This is a genomic window from Prauserella muralis, assembly GCF_003202285.1.
Classification (GTDB): Bacteria; Actinomycetota; Actinomycetes; order Mycobacteriales; family Pseudonocardiaceae; genus Prauserella_B; species Prauserella_B muralis.
Genome location: NZ_MASW01000005.1, coordinates 452,973 through 467,161, shown reverse-complemented (window position 1 = coordinate 467,161; position 14,189 = coordinate 452,973). Strand labels below are relative to the sequence as shown.

Sequence of the window (14,189 nt, the reverse complement as noted above, 5' to 3'; positions counted from 1 at the left end):
CCGCCGCTCAGCCGGGGGCCAGCAGCTTGCGCAGCACCGGCAGCACATCCTGCGTGCCGAGCTGCGGGTTGAGCGGGCGGTGCAGCAGGATGCCGTCCACGGTGGCGGCCAGCACGGAGGCGGTCTGCTCGGGGCGGTCGTGCCCGTGGGCGGCCAGCCACGCGGCGACATCGCGGCGGAACTCGGTCACCAGCTCGCGCAGCGCCCGGTGCAGTTCGGGATCGCGCGTGGCCGCCAGGTACGCCTCGACGACCACCAGCGAGGCAGGGTCGTGGCCGGTGTGGTCGTCGAGCAGGCCGAACAGGGCGGCGAGCCCGTCCTCGGGTGTCGCCGCGCGGTCGAGCGCGGGCCGCACCCCGGCGAGCACGTCGCGCAGCACACCGACGGCGGCCTCGCGCAGCAGCGCGCTCAGTGACGGGAAGTGGTAGTGCACGACCCCGGGCAGCACGCCCGCGCGCTCGGCCAGCAGGCGCGTGCTGACGGCGTTCCACCCGACCTCGCCGACCAGCTGGACCGCGGCGGTGAGCAGTTTCTCGCGGGCCTGGCGCCCGCGTGCGGTGGGACTCACGGCCCCGGGACGAAGCGGACGAACGGCAGGCGGCGGCCGACCTCGCGGTAGTCGGCCGCGGAGCCGTCGACGGCGAAGCCCAGCAGCCGGCACAGCTTCCGGGCGGCGCGAGGGTGCCTGCGCGCGTAGGCGGCCATGGCCTCGGCGCCCTGCTCCTCGGTGAGCGGTTCGGCGCGCACCGGCAGCCTGCGGTTGCCGACCTGGATGGTCACGTGCGGCTCGGCGAGCACGTTGCGGTACCACGCGGCGCCCCGGCCGAAGCCGGAGCAGGCCAGGTAGCCGGTCGTGGCGTCGCCGCCGACCACCTCGATCACGGCCTGCCGCTGCCTGCCCGTCTTGCGGCCCCGATGGGTGAGCAGCATCAGCCTGCTGCCGAACAACCTGCCGAGGCCGAGCCGGTAGACGTGAACGGGCAGCCGGAACAGCAGCCTCGCCACCCCGGTCGGCGGCCCCTTGCGCGCGACGATCTCCATCGACTCCCCCCTGTTCTTGGGCAGATGCCCAAAATAGCATGTCCCGGAAAGTGGTCAGGCCGTGAGCACTTTGGCGGGCAGCATGGTTCTCATCGACACACCGGAAACGAAGGGACAGAACCGATGTTGCGAGGACTCAGCACCACCACCTTCTTCGCCGACGACGTGCGGGCGGCCGCCGACTGGTACGCCGAGTTGTTCGGCATGCGGCCGTACTTCGTGCGCCCGGTCGAGGGTCCGCCTGCCTACGTCGAGTTCCGGCTCGGCGACTACCTGCACGAGTTCGGCATCCTCGACCGCAGGTACGCGCCGGAGGGCCACTCTCGCGAGATCGGGGGAGCGCTGGCGAACTGGCACGTCGACGACATCGAGGCCGCCGTCGAGCGGCTGGTGGCACACGGCGCCACGGTGCACGAGGGGCCGGTCGAGCGGGGTCCGGGGTTCGTGACGGCCTCGGTGCGCGACCCGTTCGGCAACCTGCTCGGCCTCATGTTCAACCAGCACTACCTCGACGTCCTGGCCACGCGGGGGCAGTGACATGCCGGCACTCGAGGTGGACTCGGTGGCGCAGTGGCGCGCGTGGCTGGCCCGCCACTGCGCCACCGAGCGGGAGATCTGGCTGGCGGTGCGCAGGCGGGACACCGGGGCGCCGGGGCCGCGCTACGACGAGGCGATCGAGCAGGCGTTGTGCTTCGGCTGGATCGACAGCCACGCGCGTGGCCCGCTGCTGCGGTTCACCCCGCGCCGGGCACGCAGTACCTGGAGCAGGGTGAACCGGGAGCGTGCCGCGCGGATGATCGACCGTGGCCTGATGGCCGAGCCGGGCCTGCGGGCCATCGAGGCGGCCAAGGCCGCGGGCACCTGGGAGGCGGTGCCCGAGGCCGACGCACTCACGGTGCCGGAGGATCTGCGGGCGGCCCTGGGAAACGACCCCGTGGCAGGCGAGCACTTCGCCGCCTTCCCGCCGTCGTCGCGCAGGTTGATCCTGGCCTGGATCGCCGCGGCGAAGCGGCCGCAGACGCGGCGCGGCCGGATCGAGCGCACGGTGGCGCTCGCGGCGGTGAACCTGCGCGCCCACCATCCTGGCGTGCGGTGGCCGCCAGGGCCCACCGCTACTGCGGACCGTTCGTCAGCGACAGGTTGAACGTGTAGCGGGAGGCGCGGTAGACGTGCCAGCCGTACTCGACGACGCGGCCGGTGTCGTCGTAGGTGGTGCGCTGCATGGTGAGCAGCGCCGAGCCGGGCTCCTCGTCGAGCAGGCCGGCGTCCTCGGCGGTGGCCAGCCGGGCGCCGATGGCCTGCTGGGCCGCGTGCAGCCGCACCCCGGCGACCCGCAGCAGCTCGTAGAGGCCCCTCTCGCGCAGCTCCTCGTCGGTGGGGTCGATGATGCCGTCGGGCAGGTAGTTGTTCATCACCGCCAGCGGCTCCCCGCCGGTCGAGCGCACGCGCCTGAGCCGCCGGACGCGGTCGAGACCAGGGGCCTCGAGCAGCTCGGCCGCCTCCGCACCGGCGGGCTCGACCCGGTTGAGCAGCACCGTCGACTCCGGCTGTTTGCCGAGGTGGGCGAGGTCGTCGAACAGGCTGCTCAGCCGCAGCGGCCGGGCGACCTTGGTGCGCACCACCTGGGTGCCGACGCCGCGCTTGCGCACGAGCAGCCCCTGGTGGACCAGCGACTGGATGGCCTGGCGGATGGTCGGCCGGGACAGGCGCAGCCGCGCGGCCAGTTCGACCTCGTTGTCGAGCCGCCCGCCCGCGGGCAGCCTGCCGTCCTCAATCGCGGCCCGCATCTGGTTCGCGATCTGCGAGTACAGCGGCTCGGGGCTGTCCGGGTTCACCACGATGTCGCGGGCAGGATCCCAGCTCCGGGCACCGGCCTGGGGCTGGACCGGGAGACTCGAGTTCATCCGATGAGCCTACCCGACGGGCCCGAAGAGTCCTGATCACCTAATGTCGTTATGTCTTGACAAAAGTCCGCGAGGCTTGGCAGGGTGCGGACTGCACACCTGCTCCCCGCAGACAGGTGCACCGCAGGAGGGACGACGATGACCGCACGGTTCGACCTCGTGACGATGGGCCGGATCGGGGTGGACATCTATCCCCTGCAGACCGGTGTCGGACTGGAGGACGTCACCTCGTTCGGCAAGTACCTCGGCGGCAGCGCCACCAACGTCGCCGTCGCGGCCGCGCGCCACGGCCTGCACTGCGCGGTGGTCACCAAGACCGGCGCCGACCCGTTCGGCCGCTTCCTCCACCGGGCCCTCACCGGCTACGGCGTCGACGACCGGTTCGTCGGCACGGCGGAGCACCTGCCGACGCCGGTGACCTTCTGCGAGATCTTTCCTCCCGACGACTTCCCGCTCTACTTCTACCGCTATCCGAAGGCGCCCGACCTCGACCTCTCCGCCGACGACCTGGACTTCGACGCCATCCGGGCGGCGAAGATCTTCTGGGTCACGGGCACCGGCCTTTCGCAGGAACCGAGCCGCTCGGCCACGCTCGCGGCGCTGGAGGCCCGCGGCCGCACCGCGATCACCGTGCTCGACCTGGACTACCGGCCGATGTTCTGGGACTCCCGGGAGCAGGCGCGCGAGTGGGTGGGCAAGGCGCTCGACCACGTGACGGTCGCCGTCGGCAACCTCGACGAGTGCGAGACCGCGGTCGCCACCCGCGAGCCCCGTCAGGCGGCGGCGGAACTGCGCGGCAGGGGCATCTCGCTCGCCGTGGTCAAGCAGGGCCCCCGGGGCGTGCTGGCGGTGGACGACACGGGCTCGGTGGAGGTGCCGCCCGTCCCGGTGGAGGTCGTCAACGGCCTCGGCGCGGGCGACGCGTTCGGCGGCGCGCTCTGCCACGGGCTGCTGGCGGGCTGGGACACCGGGCGGATCATGCGCTTCGCCAACGCCGCAGGGGCGATCGTCGCCGGGGAGCTGGCCTGCTCGGACGCGATGCCCACCGAGGACGAGGTACTGCGGAAGCTGGGAGAGACGGGCGGTGTCTGACCGGGAGTCGCGCGCCACGACGGTGCGCCGGATCGTCGCGAAACGGGTCCACGATCCGGAGGCGGTCGCGGAGGCGGCCGCCAACCGGGTGCGCGCCAAGTCGCCGTTCAACGACAAGGGCCGCACGATGATCATCGCCGCCGACCACCCGGCCCGCGGCGCCACCGCCGTCGGCGGCGACCCGCTGGCGATGGCCGACCGCGGCGAGCTGCTGGAGCGGCTCTGCCTCGCCCTGGAACGCCCCGGCGTCACCGGTGTCCTGGCCACCGCCGACGTCGTCGACGACCTGCTGCTGCTCGGGGTGCTCGACGGCAAGACCGTGATCGGCTCGATGAACCGCACCGGGCTGGCCGGCTCGAGCTTCGAGATCGACGACCGCTTCGCCTGCTACGACGCCGAGGCGCTGGAACGGATGCGGTTCGACGGCGGCAAGATGCTCACCCGCATCTGTCTGGACGACCCCGCCACGCCGAGCGTGCTGGAGAACACCGCGCTGGCGGTCAACGCGCTCGCCGACCGCAGGCTGATCGCGATGGTCGAGCCGTTCCTGTCCACCTGGACCGAAGGGCGCCTGCGCAACGACCTGTCCCCGGAGGCGGTGATCCGCTCCATCACCATCGCCTCCGGCCTCGGCCGCACCTCGGCCTACACCTGGCTCAAGCTGCCGGTGGTCGAGGACATGGAGCGGGTCCTGGCGGCCTCGACCCTGCCTGCCGTGCTGCTCGGCGGGGAGGTCAAGGACCCGGACGCGGCGTTCGCCGCCTGGCAGCGGGCGCTGGCCCTGCCTACCGTGCAGGGTCTGGTGGTGGGACGGTCGCTGCTCTATCCGCACGACGGCGATGTCGCCAAGGCAGTCGACACGGCAGTGGGGTTGCTATGACGTTGTATCGCGAGGCGGGAAGCACCGCCGACGGACCGTTCAGCCTGGTGGTCACACCCGAGTCGGCGGGCTGGGGCCACTCGGGGCTGCGGGTGCTCGAACTGGACGGCGGCACGCGGACCGTGGCCACCGGCGACGCCGAGACGCTCGTGCTGCCCCTGTCGGGCAGCGGCACGGTCGGCGTGGACGGCGAGACGTTCACCCTTGCCGGGCGCACGGGCGTGTTCGACGCGGTCACCGACTTCGTCTACCTGCCCTGCGACGCCGAGGCCACGATCACGGGCACCGGCCGCTTCGCGCTGCCCTCGGCCAGGACGCAGCGGCGGTTGCCCGCCCGCTACGGGCCCGCCGAGAACGTGCCGGTGGAGCTGCGGGGCGCGGGCAACTGCAGCCGCCAGGTCAACAACTACTGCCTGCCGCACACCTTCGACGCCGACCAGCTGCTGGTGTGCGAGGTGCTGACGCCGGGCGGCAACTGGTCGTCCTACCCGCCGCACAAGCACGACGAGGCCCGCGAGGGCGAGAGCGTGCTGGAGGAGATCTACTACTTCGAGGTGGGCCGCGACGGCATGGGCTACCAGCGGGTGTACGGCACCGCCGAGCGGCCGATCGACGTGCTGGCCGAGGTTCGCACGGGCGACGTGGTGCTGATCCCGCACGGCTGGCACGGCCCTTCGATGGCCGCGCCCGGCTACGACCTCTACTACCTCAACGTGATGGCAGGCCCCGGGCAGGAGCGGGCGTGGCTCATCTGTGACGACCCCGCGCACGGCTGGGTGCGCCAGACGTGGGAGTCGCAGGACGTGGACCCGCGCCTGCCCTTCGGCACCGCAGGGAGGCGGCGATGAGACTGACCACGGCGCAGGCGCTGGTGCGTTTCCTCGCCAGCCAGTACTCCGAGCGCGACGGCGTCGAGCAGCGCCTGATCCCCGGCGTGTGGGGCATCTTCGGCCACGGCAACGTCGCCGGGCTGGGGCAGGCGCTGCTGCAGGCCGCCCGCACGGGCGAGGCGGACCTGCCCTACTACCTCGCCCGCAACGAGCAGGGCCAGGTGCACGTGGCGACGGCGTTCGCCAAGATGCGCAACCGGCTGCAGACCTTCGCCTGCACCGCCTCCACCGGCCCGGGTTCCACGAACATGATCACCGGTGCGGCACTGGCGACCACCAACCGGCTGCCCGTGCTGTTGCTGCCCAGCGACATGTTCGCCGGCCGCGACCCGGATCCGGTGCTGCAGCAGCTGGAGGACACCCGCGGCGGCGACGTCACCGTCAACGACGCGTTCCGGCCGGTGTCGAAGTACTTCGACCGCATCACCCGCCCCGAGCAGCTGATCCCGGCCGCGCTGGCGGCGATGCGCGTGCTGACCGACCCGGTGGAGACGGGCGCGGTGACCCTGTCGCTGCCCCAGGACGTGCAGGCCGAGGCCTACGACTGGCCGGAGGACTTCTTCCGCCGCCGCGTGTGGCACGTGGGCCGTCCCGAGCCGGAACGCGACGCCCTGGACCGCGCCGTCGCGCTGCTGCGCGGCGCCTCGGCACCGCTGATCGTGGCGGGCGGCGGCGTCGTCTACTCGGAGGCCGAGCAGGACCTGCGGGGCTTCGCCGCGGCGACCGGCATTCCCGTGGCCGACACCCACGCGGGCAAGGGCGCCGTGCCGTGGGACCACCCGTGCGCGGTCGGCGGCCTCGGCTCCACCGGCACCTCCGCGGCCAACGCGCTGGCGGCCGAGGCCGACGTGGTGCTGGGCATCGGCACCCGCTACAGCGACTTCACCACCGCCTCGCACACCGTGTTCGGCAATCCCGGCGTCACGTTCGTCAACCTCAACGTGGCGCGGCTGGACGCGGCCAAGCACTCCGCCGAGATGCTGCTGGCCGACGCGCGGCGCGGCATCCGGGCGCTGCACGCGGCGCTGGAGGGCTGGCACGTCGACGATGCCTACCGCACCCGCGTGCGGACGCTCGCCGAGGACTGGAACCGCACGGCCGAGGAGTGCTTCCACCTGGGGCACGGGCCCAAGCCCGCCCAGACCGAGATCCTGGGCGCCCTCAACGCCGCGCTCGACGACCGCGACGTGGTGATCAACGCGGCCGGGTCGATGCCGGGGGACCTGCAGATGCTGTGGCGGGCCCGCGACCCCAAGGCCTACCACGTCGAGTACGCCTACTCCTGCATGGGTTACGAGGTGGCCGCCGGGGTCGGGGCGAAGCTGGCCGCGCCCGACCGCGAGGTCGTGGTGCTGGTCGGCGACGGCTCGTACCTGATGATGTCGCAGGAGATCGTCACGATGGTCTCCGAGGGGCTCAAGGTGATCATCGTGATCGTGCAGAACCACGGCTTCGCCTCGATCGGCTCGCTGTCGGAGTCGCTGGGCTCGCAGCGGTTCGGCACGTCCTACCGCTACCGCAGCGAGGAGTCCGGCCTGCTGGAGGGCGCCGTGCTGCCGGTCGACCTCGCCGCCAACGCCGCCAGCCTCGGCGCGACCGTGCTCACCGCGTCTACCGTGGACGAGTTCACGGCGGCGATCGCCCAGGCGAAGGCCGGTTCCACGACCACGGTCGTGCACGTCGAGACCGACCCGTTCGGACCCAACCCGCCCGGCTCGGCGTGGTGGGACGTGCCGGTCAGCGAAGTGTCCGAGTTGGACTCCACGCGCAAGGCCCACGAGACCTACGCCGCCGCCAAGCGGTCCCAGCGTCACTACCTGTAGGAGCAGCGTGAAAACGATCGAGCACTGGATCAACGGCGCCGCCACGGCGGCGGGATCGACCCGCACGGCGCCCGTCCACGATCCGGCCACCGGAGCCCAGCAGGCCGCTGTGCTGCTCGCCGAGCCCGCCGATGTGGACTCGGCGGTGGCCGCGGCGAGCAAGGCCTTCGACTCGTGGGGTGACTCGTCGCTGGCGCAGCGCACGAAGGTGATGTTCGCCTTCCGGGAGCTGCTGGTCAGGCACGAGGACGAGCTGGCACGGCTGATCTCCAGCGAGCACGGCAAGGTGGTCGACGACGCGCGCGGCGAGATCGTGCGCGGCCGCGAGGTCGTCGAGTACGCGTGCGGCATCGCCGACGCGCTCAAGGGGAGCTTCTCCGACCAGGTCTCGCGCGACGTGGACGTGCACAACTTCCGGCAGCCGCTGGGGGTGGTCGCGGGGATCACGCCGTTCAACTTCCCGATCATGGTGCCGTTGTGGATGCATCCGATCGCGATCGCCACGGGAAACACGTTCGTGCTCAAGCCCAGCGAGCGGGACCCTTCGGCGTCGGCGTTCGTCGCCGAGCTCTACGCCGAGGCAGGCCTTCCCGAGGGCGTGTTCAACGTCGTCAACGGTGACAAGACGGCGGTGGACGCGATCCTGGACCACCCGGACGTCGCGGCGGTGTCGTTCGTCGGCTCGACCCCCGTCGCCCGGTACGTGCACGAGCGCGCCACCGCCGGCGGCAAGCGGGTGCAGGCCCTCGGCGGGGCGAAGAACCACGCGGTGGTGCTGCCCGACGCCGATCTGGAGTTCGCGGCCGACCACCTCACCGCGGCGGCGTTCGGCTCGGCGGGGCAGCGGTGCATGGCCGTCTCCGTGGGGGTCGCGGTCGGCGCGGCAGGGGACGCGCTGGTGGAGGTGCTGGAGCGCAAGGCTCGCGAGGTGAAGGTCGGCCCCGGGCAGGACCCGGCCAGCGACATGGGCCCGGTGATCACGAGGGCCGCCCGGGAGCGGGTGGTCGCGGCCGTCACGCAGGGCGCCGAGCAGGGCGCCACCGTGGTGGTCGACGGGCGCGGGGTGACCGTCGAGGGGCACGAGGACGGCTTCTTCGTCGGCCCGACGGTGCTGGACCGGGTCACCCCGGACATGGCCGCCTACCGGGAGGAGATCTTCGGCCCGGTGCTGGCGATCGTGCGCGTGGACACCGTGGACGAGGCCATCCGGGTCATCAACGACAACCCCTACGGCAACGGCACGGCGATCTTCACGGCCGGAGGTGAGGCCGCGCGCCGCTTCCAGCGGGAGGTCAAGGTCGGGATGATCGGGGTGAACGTGCCCATCCCGGTGCCGATGTCGTACTACTCGTTCGGCGGCTGGAAGGACTCGCTCATCGGCGACAGCCCCATCCACGGTCCGGAGGGCGTGCGTTTCTACACGCGCGCCAAGGTGGTCACCACCCGGTGGCCGCATGTGACGCGCTCGGCGGAGGCCGCCGCGTTCCACTTCCCGACCACCGGCTGACCCGCCAAGCGCGGTGTCCCGGCCGCCGGGTCGCGGCCGGGACACCGGATTCGCGCGCGGGTGCCACTCAGTCCGGCAGGGCCGGGTAGTCGGTGTAGCCGCGCTCGTCGCCGCCGTAGAAGGTGGCGCGATCGGGGACGTTGTAGGGGCCTCCGGCCGCGAGCCTGCGGGGCAGGTCCGGGTTGGCCAGGAACAGCGCTCCGAAGGCGAGAACGTCGGCGGTGCCGTCCGCGACGAGGTCCAGCGCCTCCGGCCCGGTGGGTTCGGGATGGGTGAACGGGTTGAGCACGAGCGTGCCGGGCCAGCCGGCGCGCAGCCGGGCGGTCAGGTCCCGGTCGGGGCCCTCGGCGAGGTGCAGGTAGGCCAGCTCGAGCGGTGCCAGCCGGGCGGCCAGGGTCGTGTAGGTCGCCTCGCGGTCCGCCGGGTCGGTCTCGGCGATGTCGTTGAACGGGTTGCCGGGCGAGATGCGCAGCCCGGTGCGGTGACCGCCGATCGCGTCGGCGACCGCCGTGGCCACCTCGACGGTGAGGCGGACGCGCCCCTCGACGGAACCGCCCCAGGCGTCAGTGCGCCGGTTGGTGTTGGGGGCGAGGAACTGGTGGAGCAGGTAGCCGTTCGCCCCGTGGATCTCGACGCCGTCGAAGCCCGCGGCGATGGCGTTGCGCGCGGCCTGGGCGAAGTCGTCGATGGTCCTGCCGATGCCTGCGGCGTCGAGCCCGGCCGGGGTGACGAAGTCCTGCGGGCCCTGGCGGGTGAAGACCTGCCCGCGTGCCGGGAAGGGGGAGGGCGCGACGGGGACCAGCCCGTCGGGCAGCAGGCTGGGGTGCCCGATGCGCCCGGTGTGCATGAGCTGGGCGAAGATCACGCCGTCCTGGGCGTGCACGGCGTCGGTGACGGCGCGCCACGCGGCGACCTGCTGTTCGGAGTGCAGGCCGGGGGTGTCGGGGTAGCCCTGGCCGACCACCGACGGCTGAATGCCCTCGGTGACGATCAGCCCCGCGGTGGCGCGCTGGGCGTAGTAGGTGGCGGTGGCCTCGGTGGGAGCGCCGCCGGGACCGTAGGCGCGGCTGCGGGTCATCGGGGCCATCGCGATGCGGTTGGCCAGTTTGCGGCCGGCCAGGTCGACCGGGTCGAATGCGGTGGTCATGGTGTTCCTTTCCGGTGTCTGTGGTGCGGTGCTCAGGCGGGGAGCAGGACGGTCTTGCCGGGCAGGCCCGCGGCGGCGGCCCGGTCGTGCACGGCGGCGAGGTCGGTCAGCGGGCGCCGGTCGGCGACGTGGACGGCCAGCCGTCCCTCGTCGACGCGGGTCACCAGTTCGGCGAGCTGCGCGGCGTCGCTGCGGGCGAGGACGCGCACGCTGCGCACTCCGCGGGTGGGGTCCTCGGGCCCTGGGGTGGTGGTGCTGACGAGCACCCCGCCGTCGGCGACGAGGCCGGTCAGGGCGGCGGTGTCCCCGGGGGTCGTGGCCACGAGGTTCAGCACGACGTCGAACCGTTCGCCTGCCGCTTCGGTGACGGGCGTGGCGGTGTGGTCGAGGACGCGCTCGGCGCCGTCGCCCCGCACCCGTTCGGCGCTGCGGGGGCTCGCGGTCGCCACGACGCGGGCGCCGGCGGAGGCGGCGAGCTGGACGGCGTAGCCTCCGACCGCCCCGCCCGCTCCGTTGACGAGGATCGCCTGCCCGGCCCGCAGCCGTGCGTGCTCGAACAGGGACTGCCAGGCGGTGAGGCCGACGGCGGGCAGGGCGGCCGCGTCGGCGAGCGGGACCGTGGTGGGAGCCGCCGCGAGGACCTCCGCGGGCGCGAGCACGTGCTCGGCGGCCGCGCCGTCGGCATTGATCGGCAGGAACGCGATCACCGCGTCGCCGACCGCCCAGCCTTCGACACCGGGGCCGAGCTCGGCGATGGTCCCGGCGACATCGATGCCGGGCACGTGCGGGAGTTCCAGGGGGAACACGTCGTGCAGGTAGCCGGCGCGGAGGGCCGCGTCGAGGGGGTTGAACGAGGTGGCCGCCACGGTCACCAGGACCTGCCCCTGGCCGGGCACGGGGCGGGGCGCGTCCTCGTAGGCCAGGACGTCACTGCCGCCGTAGCGGTGGAACCGGATCGCCTTCATGTCACTACCTCCGAGTTGCTTCGAATTCGAACTATGGGGCCGACAGTACGCTGCTTCGAATTCGAAGCACCAGTGGTGCGAGCATGACGATGGTCACGGCCGGGTCCGGGAATACTTCGAATTCACAGCGATACAGTGGGCGGATGGCCGACACCGAGGGCCTCGGACCGGAGCAACTGGCGACCTACTTCGTGCTCATGGAGTCCGTCAGCCTGCTCCAGCACGCGGTGGAGCAGCAGTTGCGCGCCGACGGCGACCTCAGCTACGTGCAGTTCCAGCTGCTGGCGCGGCTGACCGACGCGCAGGGACAGCTGACGATGACCGAACTCGCCGACGGCGTCGTCTACAGCCGCAGCGGCCTGACCTACCAGGCGGGGCTGCTGGAGAAGGCGGGGCTCGTCACGCGCGGGCCCAGCCCGGACGACGAGCGGGCCACCCTGGTGACCATCACCGACGCCGGCAGGCAGCGGGTCGACCAGGTGCTGCCCGGCCACGTCGAGGTGGCCCGGCGCCTGCTGTTCGCGCCCCTGTCCGGTGAGGACGTGCGGGCACTCGGCGACGTCATGACCAGGGTGCGCGACCACATGCGCGCCGAACCGCCCCGCTCGGCGGCCGCGCGCGCCCGCCGCAGGGACGGTTAGCGCGCGCCGCGCTCGTACCAGTCCAGCACCCGCAGTGCCCGCAGCGTGTTCCACCGGCTGGGCCTGCCGTCCCCGTCCTCCATGGCGAAATGGACCGCGCCCCGGTGCGTGTTCTCCAGCAGCCAGGACCTGTCCGGCCGCCGCGCCGAGCGCACGAGGCCGATCGCCTCGGCCAGGCGGGGATCAGGCCGCCGCGCGGCGCGGAAGTAGTCCAGCGCGCGGAGCACGTCGTAGTGCCACCAGCACGGGAACGAGAAGCGCAGCCACGCGGGCTCGACGACCTCGCCCGTGCTCAGCCGCCGGAACAGCCTCCGCCGCAGCAGGTACTCCTCACCGCGCCATCGCGCCGTGGCCGACGCCGCCGTGCCGCCGGTCGCCCACTCGTGTTCCAGCAACCCCTCCAGCACACAGAGGGTCGAGTGGAATGACGAACGCAGCGAGCCGTTCTCCGCCTCGCAGTTCCAGCCACCGTCGGCGAGTTGCTCGCCGAGCAGGCGGGTGACGATGCCGTCGACATCCACGCCGAAGTAGGCGCCGAGTGCGACGGTCCGCCCGTTGATGCACGGCTCGACCTCGCCGTCGAAGAACCGCTGCCCGGCGTGCTCCCACCGGCAGTTGTCCCGCACCAGCGCCATGGTCTCCCGGATCGGCGCGGCGGAGGGGTCGGCGCCCAGCTCGCGCAGCAACGTCAGCGTCGGCAGGGTCGCGGTCCACGGCTGACCGGCCGAGAAGTCGAAGTCGAAGCCCGCGGGAAAGCAGGCGCCGCCCGCCCACTGGCCGTCGCGGTCGCGCAGCGCCAGCAGCCGGGCGCCCCAGCCCTCGGCGACGACGCGCGAGCGTTCGGCGGCGACCTCACCCGGTGGCGCGTCCATCAGGTCTCGCAGCACCTGCCAGCGCAGGCCGGGGTCCGCGTCGAGCAACCAGTCCACAACGGCCACCCGCGAAGGTTAGCGCCCTGGCCGCTCCGTGACCCGCGTCGCGCCGTCGCGGCGCCGCGGTGCTCACTGTGACCCGCGCCATACGTGGTGCTGTCAGCAATCGGGGCGCCATCCCGCTCAAGTCACCGGGAGCACGCGCACCGAGGAGGAACCCATGAAGCACCAGCACCGCATCGTCGTTCTCGGCGCCGGTTATGCCGGGGCCTACGTGGCCGGGAACCTGGCCCACCGGCTGTCCCCGGCGGACACCGAGATCACCGTCGTCAACGCCGAGCCGGACTTCGTCCAGCGGCTGCGGCTGCACGAGCTCGCGGCCGGCCACCCGGTCACGGCCCCCAAACTCGCCGACGTCTTCGCGGGCACGGGCATCCGGCTGCGGGTGGCCCGGGCCACCGTGGTCGACCCCGAGCGCCGGGTCGTCGCCGTGGCCGACGCCGACGGCGGCGGCGAGCTCGGCTACGACACGCTGGTCTACGCACTCGGCAGCCGCGTCGCCGACCGCGGCGTGCCCGGCGTGGCCGAACACGCCTTCGACATCGCAGGCAGGCCCTCGGCACTGCGCCTGCGCGAGCGCCTGGACGCCCTCGACCGAGGTGAGGGCGGGAAGGTGCTGGTCGTCGGCGACGGGTTGACCGGCATCGAGGCGGCCACCGAGATCGCCGAGGCCCGGCCCGGTCTCGCGGTGACCCTGATCGCCCGCGGCGAGCTGGGCGCCCGGCTCGCGCCCGGAGCCCGCGGCCACCTGCGGCGGATCTGCGACCGGCTGGGCATCACCGTCCTGGAGCACACCAGCGTCGAGGCCGTCGAGGCGACGGGGGTGCGCTGCGCAGGCGGCACCGTCCTGGTCTCGGACGCCACCGTGTGGGCGGCCGGGTTCGTGGTGCACCCTCTCGCCGCCGCCAGCGGCCTCGAGGTCACCGAGAGCGGTCAGATCGTCGTCGACCGCACCATGCGGTCGGTTTCGCACCCCCAGGTCTACGCCGTCGGCGACAGCGTCCACGCCATCGGCGACAACGGCAGGCCGCTGCCGATGTCCTGCGGATCCGCCGGCTACACCGGGCGGCAGGCCTTCGAGGCCATCGTGGGACGGCTGACCGGCCGCGAGATCACCACCGTCAAACTCGTCTACTCGGGCAACCACATCCCGCTCGGGCGGCGGGACGGGATCCTGCAGCCGGTCGACGAGCGGGGGCAGGCCAAGCCGAGGTATGTGGCCGGCCGCAAGGCAGCGCTGGTGAAGGAGGGCATCAACAGGATCGCGCTGTGGACCATCTGGCACCCGACCTTCGGCCTGCCCCAGCGCAGGCGCCGCGTGGCCGCAGTGGGGGATGTGCCCGTCGAGCGGGCGAGCGCGTAGCGGC

The 14,189-nt window shown here is 72.9% G+C and carries 15 protein-coding genes; 9 read left to right on the top strand and 6 right to left on the bottom strand.

Annotated elements, in window-relative coordinates; all coding sequences use genetic code 11:
* Positions 1–7: 7 nt before the first annotated feature.
* The gene (locus tag BAY60_RS22935; RefSeq protein WP_112283105.1) at positions 8–568 is read right to left on the bottom strand and encodes a TetR/AcrR family transcriptional regulator; all 561 of its coding nucleotides are present in this window, start codon (positions 566–568) and stop codon (positions 8–10) included.
* On the bottom strand, positions 565–1,041 hold the full coding sequence (locus BAY60_RS22930) for a nitroreductase family deazaflavin-dependent oxidoreductase (RefSeq protein WP_112283104.1): 477 nt from the start codon (positions 1,039–1,041) through the stop codon (positions 565–567). Before BAY60_RS22930 ends, BAY60_RS22935 begins: the two co-directional genes overlap by 4 nt.
* Before the next feature lie 123 nt (positions 1,042–1,164).
* Here BAY60_RS22930 and BAY60_RS22925 point away from each other — a divergent pair, with 123 nt between their 5' ends.
* On the top strand, positions 1,165–1,578 hold the full coding sequence (locus BAY60_RS22925) for a VOC family protein (protein WP_112283103.1): 414 nt from the start codon (positions 1,165–1,167) through the stop codon (positions 1,576–1,578).
* Between the two features lies 1 nt (position 1,579).
* Positions 1,580–2,185 (top strand): YdeI/OmpD-associated family protein, encoded by a 606-nt coding sequence (locus BAY60_RS22920; protein WP_112283102.1) that lies wholly within the window; start codon positions 1,580–1,582, stop codon positions 2,183–2,185.
* Here the strand turns inward: BAY60_RS22920 and BAY60_RS22915 are convergent.
* Positions 2,154–2,945, bottom strand: a complete 792-nt coding sequence (locus BAY60_RS22915) for a GntR family transcriptional regulator (protein ID WP_112283101.1) — start codon at positions 2,943–2,945, stop codon at positions 2,154–2,156. The genes BAY60_RS22920 and BAY60_RS22915 overlap by 32 nt on opposite strands.
* A gap of 138 nt (positions 2,946–3,083) precedes the next feature.
* Here BAY60_RS22915 and iolC point away from each other — a divergent pair, with 138 nt between their 5' ends.
* From iolC to BAY60_RS22890, 5 genes are read left to right on the top strand one after another with little or no spacing between them, the layout of a single operon-like run.
* Positions 3,084–4,037, top strand: coding sequence for a 5-dehydro-2-deoxygluconokinase (gene iolC, locus BAY60_RS22910; RefSeq protein ID WP_112283100.1), 954 nt, complete (start codon positions 3,084–3,086; stop codon positions 4,035–4,037).
* 22 nt (positions 4,038–4,059) lie between these two features.
* Entirely contained in the window at positions 4,060–4,917 is an 858-nt protein-coding gene (locus BAY60_RS22905) for a Cgl0159 family (beta/alpha)8-fold protein (protein WP_112283547.1), read from the top strand.
* Positions 4,914–5,765: a 5-deoxy-glucuronate isomerase gene (gene iolB, locus BAY60_RS22900; protein WP_112283099.1), complete on the top strand. Its 852-nt coding sequence runs from the start codon at positions 4,914–4,916 to the stop codon at positions 5,763–5,765. The genes BAY60_RS22905 and iolB overlap by 4 nt, the downstream gene beginning before the upstream one ends.
* Positions 5,762–7,630: a 3D-(3,5/4)-trihydroxycyclohexane-1,2-dione acylhydrolase (decyclizing) gene (gene iolD / locus BAY60_RS22895; RefSeq protein WP_112283098.1), complete on the top strand. Its 1,869-nt coding sequence runs from the start codon at positions 5,762–5,764 to the stop codon at positions 7,628–7,630. The genes iolB and iolD overlap by 4 nt, the downstream gene beginning before the upstream one ends.
* Positions 7,631–7,637: 7 nt before the next feature.
* A complete protein-coding gene (locus tag BAY60_RS22890; protein ID WP_112283097.1) occupies positions 7,638–9,137 on the top strand; it encodes a CoA-acylating methylmalonate-semialdehyde dehydrogenase in 1,500 nt (499 codons plus the stop codon).
* Between the two features lie 67 nt (positions 9,138–9,204).
* Here the strand turns inward: BAY60_RS22890 and BAY60_RS22885 are convergent, their stop codons facing one another.
* Both BAY60_RS22885 and BAY60_RS22880 read right to left on the bottom strand, forming a co-directional pair.
* Entirely contained in the window at positions 9,205–10,284 is a 1,080-nt protein-coding gene (locus BAY60_RS22885) for an alkene reductase (protein ID WP_112283096.1), read from the bottom strand.
* A 32-nt stretch (positions 10,285–10,316) separates the two neighbouring features.
* Positions 10,317–11,249, bottom strand: a complete 933-nt coding sequence (locus tag BAY60_RS22880; protein WP_112283095.1) for an NADP-dependent oxidoreductase — start codon at positions 11,247–11,249, stop codon at positions 10,317–10,319.
* A gap of 143 nt (positions 11,250–11,392) precedes the next feature.
* Here BAY60_RS22880 and BAY60_RS22875 point away from each other — a divergent pair, with 143 nt between their 5' ends.
* Entirely contained in the window at positions 11,393–11,890 is a 498-nt protein-coding gene (locus BAY60_RS22875; RefSeq protein WP_112283094.1) for a MarR family winged helix-turn-helix transcriptional regulator, read from the top strand.
* On the opposite strand, the gene BAY60_RS22870 is transcribed toward BAY60_RS22875, so the two are convergent.
* A complete protein-coding gene (locus BAY60_RS22870) occupies positions 11,887–12,828 on the bottom strand; it encodes a hypothetical protein (protein WP_112283093.1) in 942 nt (313 codons plus the stop codon). The genes BAY60_RS22875 and BAY60_RS22870 overlap by 4 nt on opposite strands.
* A gap of 154 nt (positions 12,829–12,982) precedes the next feature.
* Here BAY60_RS22870 and BAY60_RS22865 point away from each other — a divergent pair, with 154 nt between their 5' ends.
* Positions 12,983–14,185, top strand: coding sequence for an NAD(P)/FAD-dependent oxidoreductase (locus BAY60_RS22865; RefSeq protein ID WP_112283092.1), 1,203 nt, complete (start codon positions 12,983–12,985; stop codon positions 14,183–14,185).
* Positions 14,186–14,189 lie beyond the last annotated feature (4 nt).

Coding starts and splice junctions, on each gene's coding strand:
- BAY60_RS22880 (WP_112283095.1), bottom strand. CDS start 11,249: ATGAAGGCGATCCGGTTCCACCGCTACGGCGGCAGTGACGTCCTGGCC.
- BAY60_RS22865 (WP_112283092.1), top strand. CDS start 12,983: ATGAAGCACCAGCACCGCATCGTCGTTCTCGGCGCCGGTTATGCCGGG.
- BAY60_RS22885 (WP_112283096.1), bottom strand. CDS start 10,284: ATGACCACCGCATTCGACCCGGTCGACCTGGCCGGCCGCAAACTGGCC.
- iolB (WP_112283099.1), top strand. CDS start 4,914: ATGACGTTGTATCGCGAGGCGGGAAGCACCGCCGACGGACCGTTCAGC.
- BAY60_RS22875 (WP_112283094.1), top strand. CDS start 11,393: ATGGCCGACACCGAGGGCCTCGGACCGGAGCAACTGGCGACCTACTTC.
- BAY60_RS22930 (WP_112283104.1), bottom strand. CDS start 1,041: ATGGAGATCGTCGCGCGCAAGGGGCCGCCGACCGGGGTGGCGAGGCTG.
- iolD (WP_112283098.1), top strand. CDS start 5,762: ATGAGACTGACCACGGCGCAGGCGCTGGTGCGTTTCCTCGCCAGCCAG.
- BAY60_RS22925 (WP_112283103.1), top strand. CDS start 1,165: ATGTTGCGAGGACTCAGCACCACCACCTTCTTCGCCGACGACGTGCGG.
- BAY60_RS22920 (WP_112283102.1), top strand. CDS start 1,580: ATGCCGGCACTCGAGGTGGACTCGGTGGCGCAGTGGCGCGCGTGGCTG.
- BAY60_RS22915 (WP_112283101.1), bottom strand. CDS start 2,945: ATGAACTCGAGTCTCCCGGTCCAGCCCCAGGCCGGTGCCCGGAGCTGG.
- iolC (WP_112283100.1), top strand. CDS start 3,084: ATGACCGCACGGTTCGACCTCGTGACGATGGGCCGGATCGGGGTGGAC.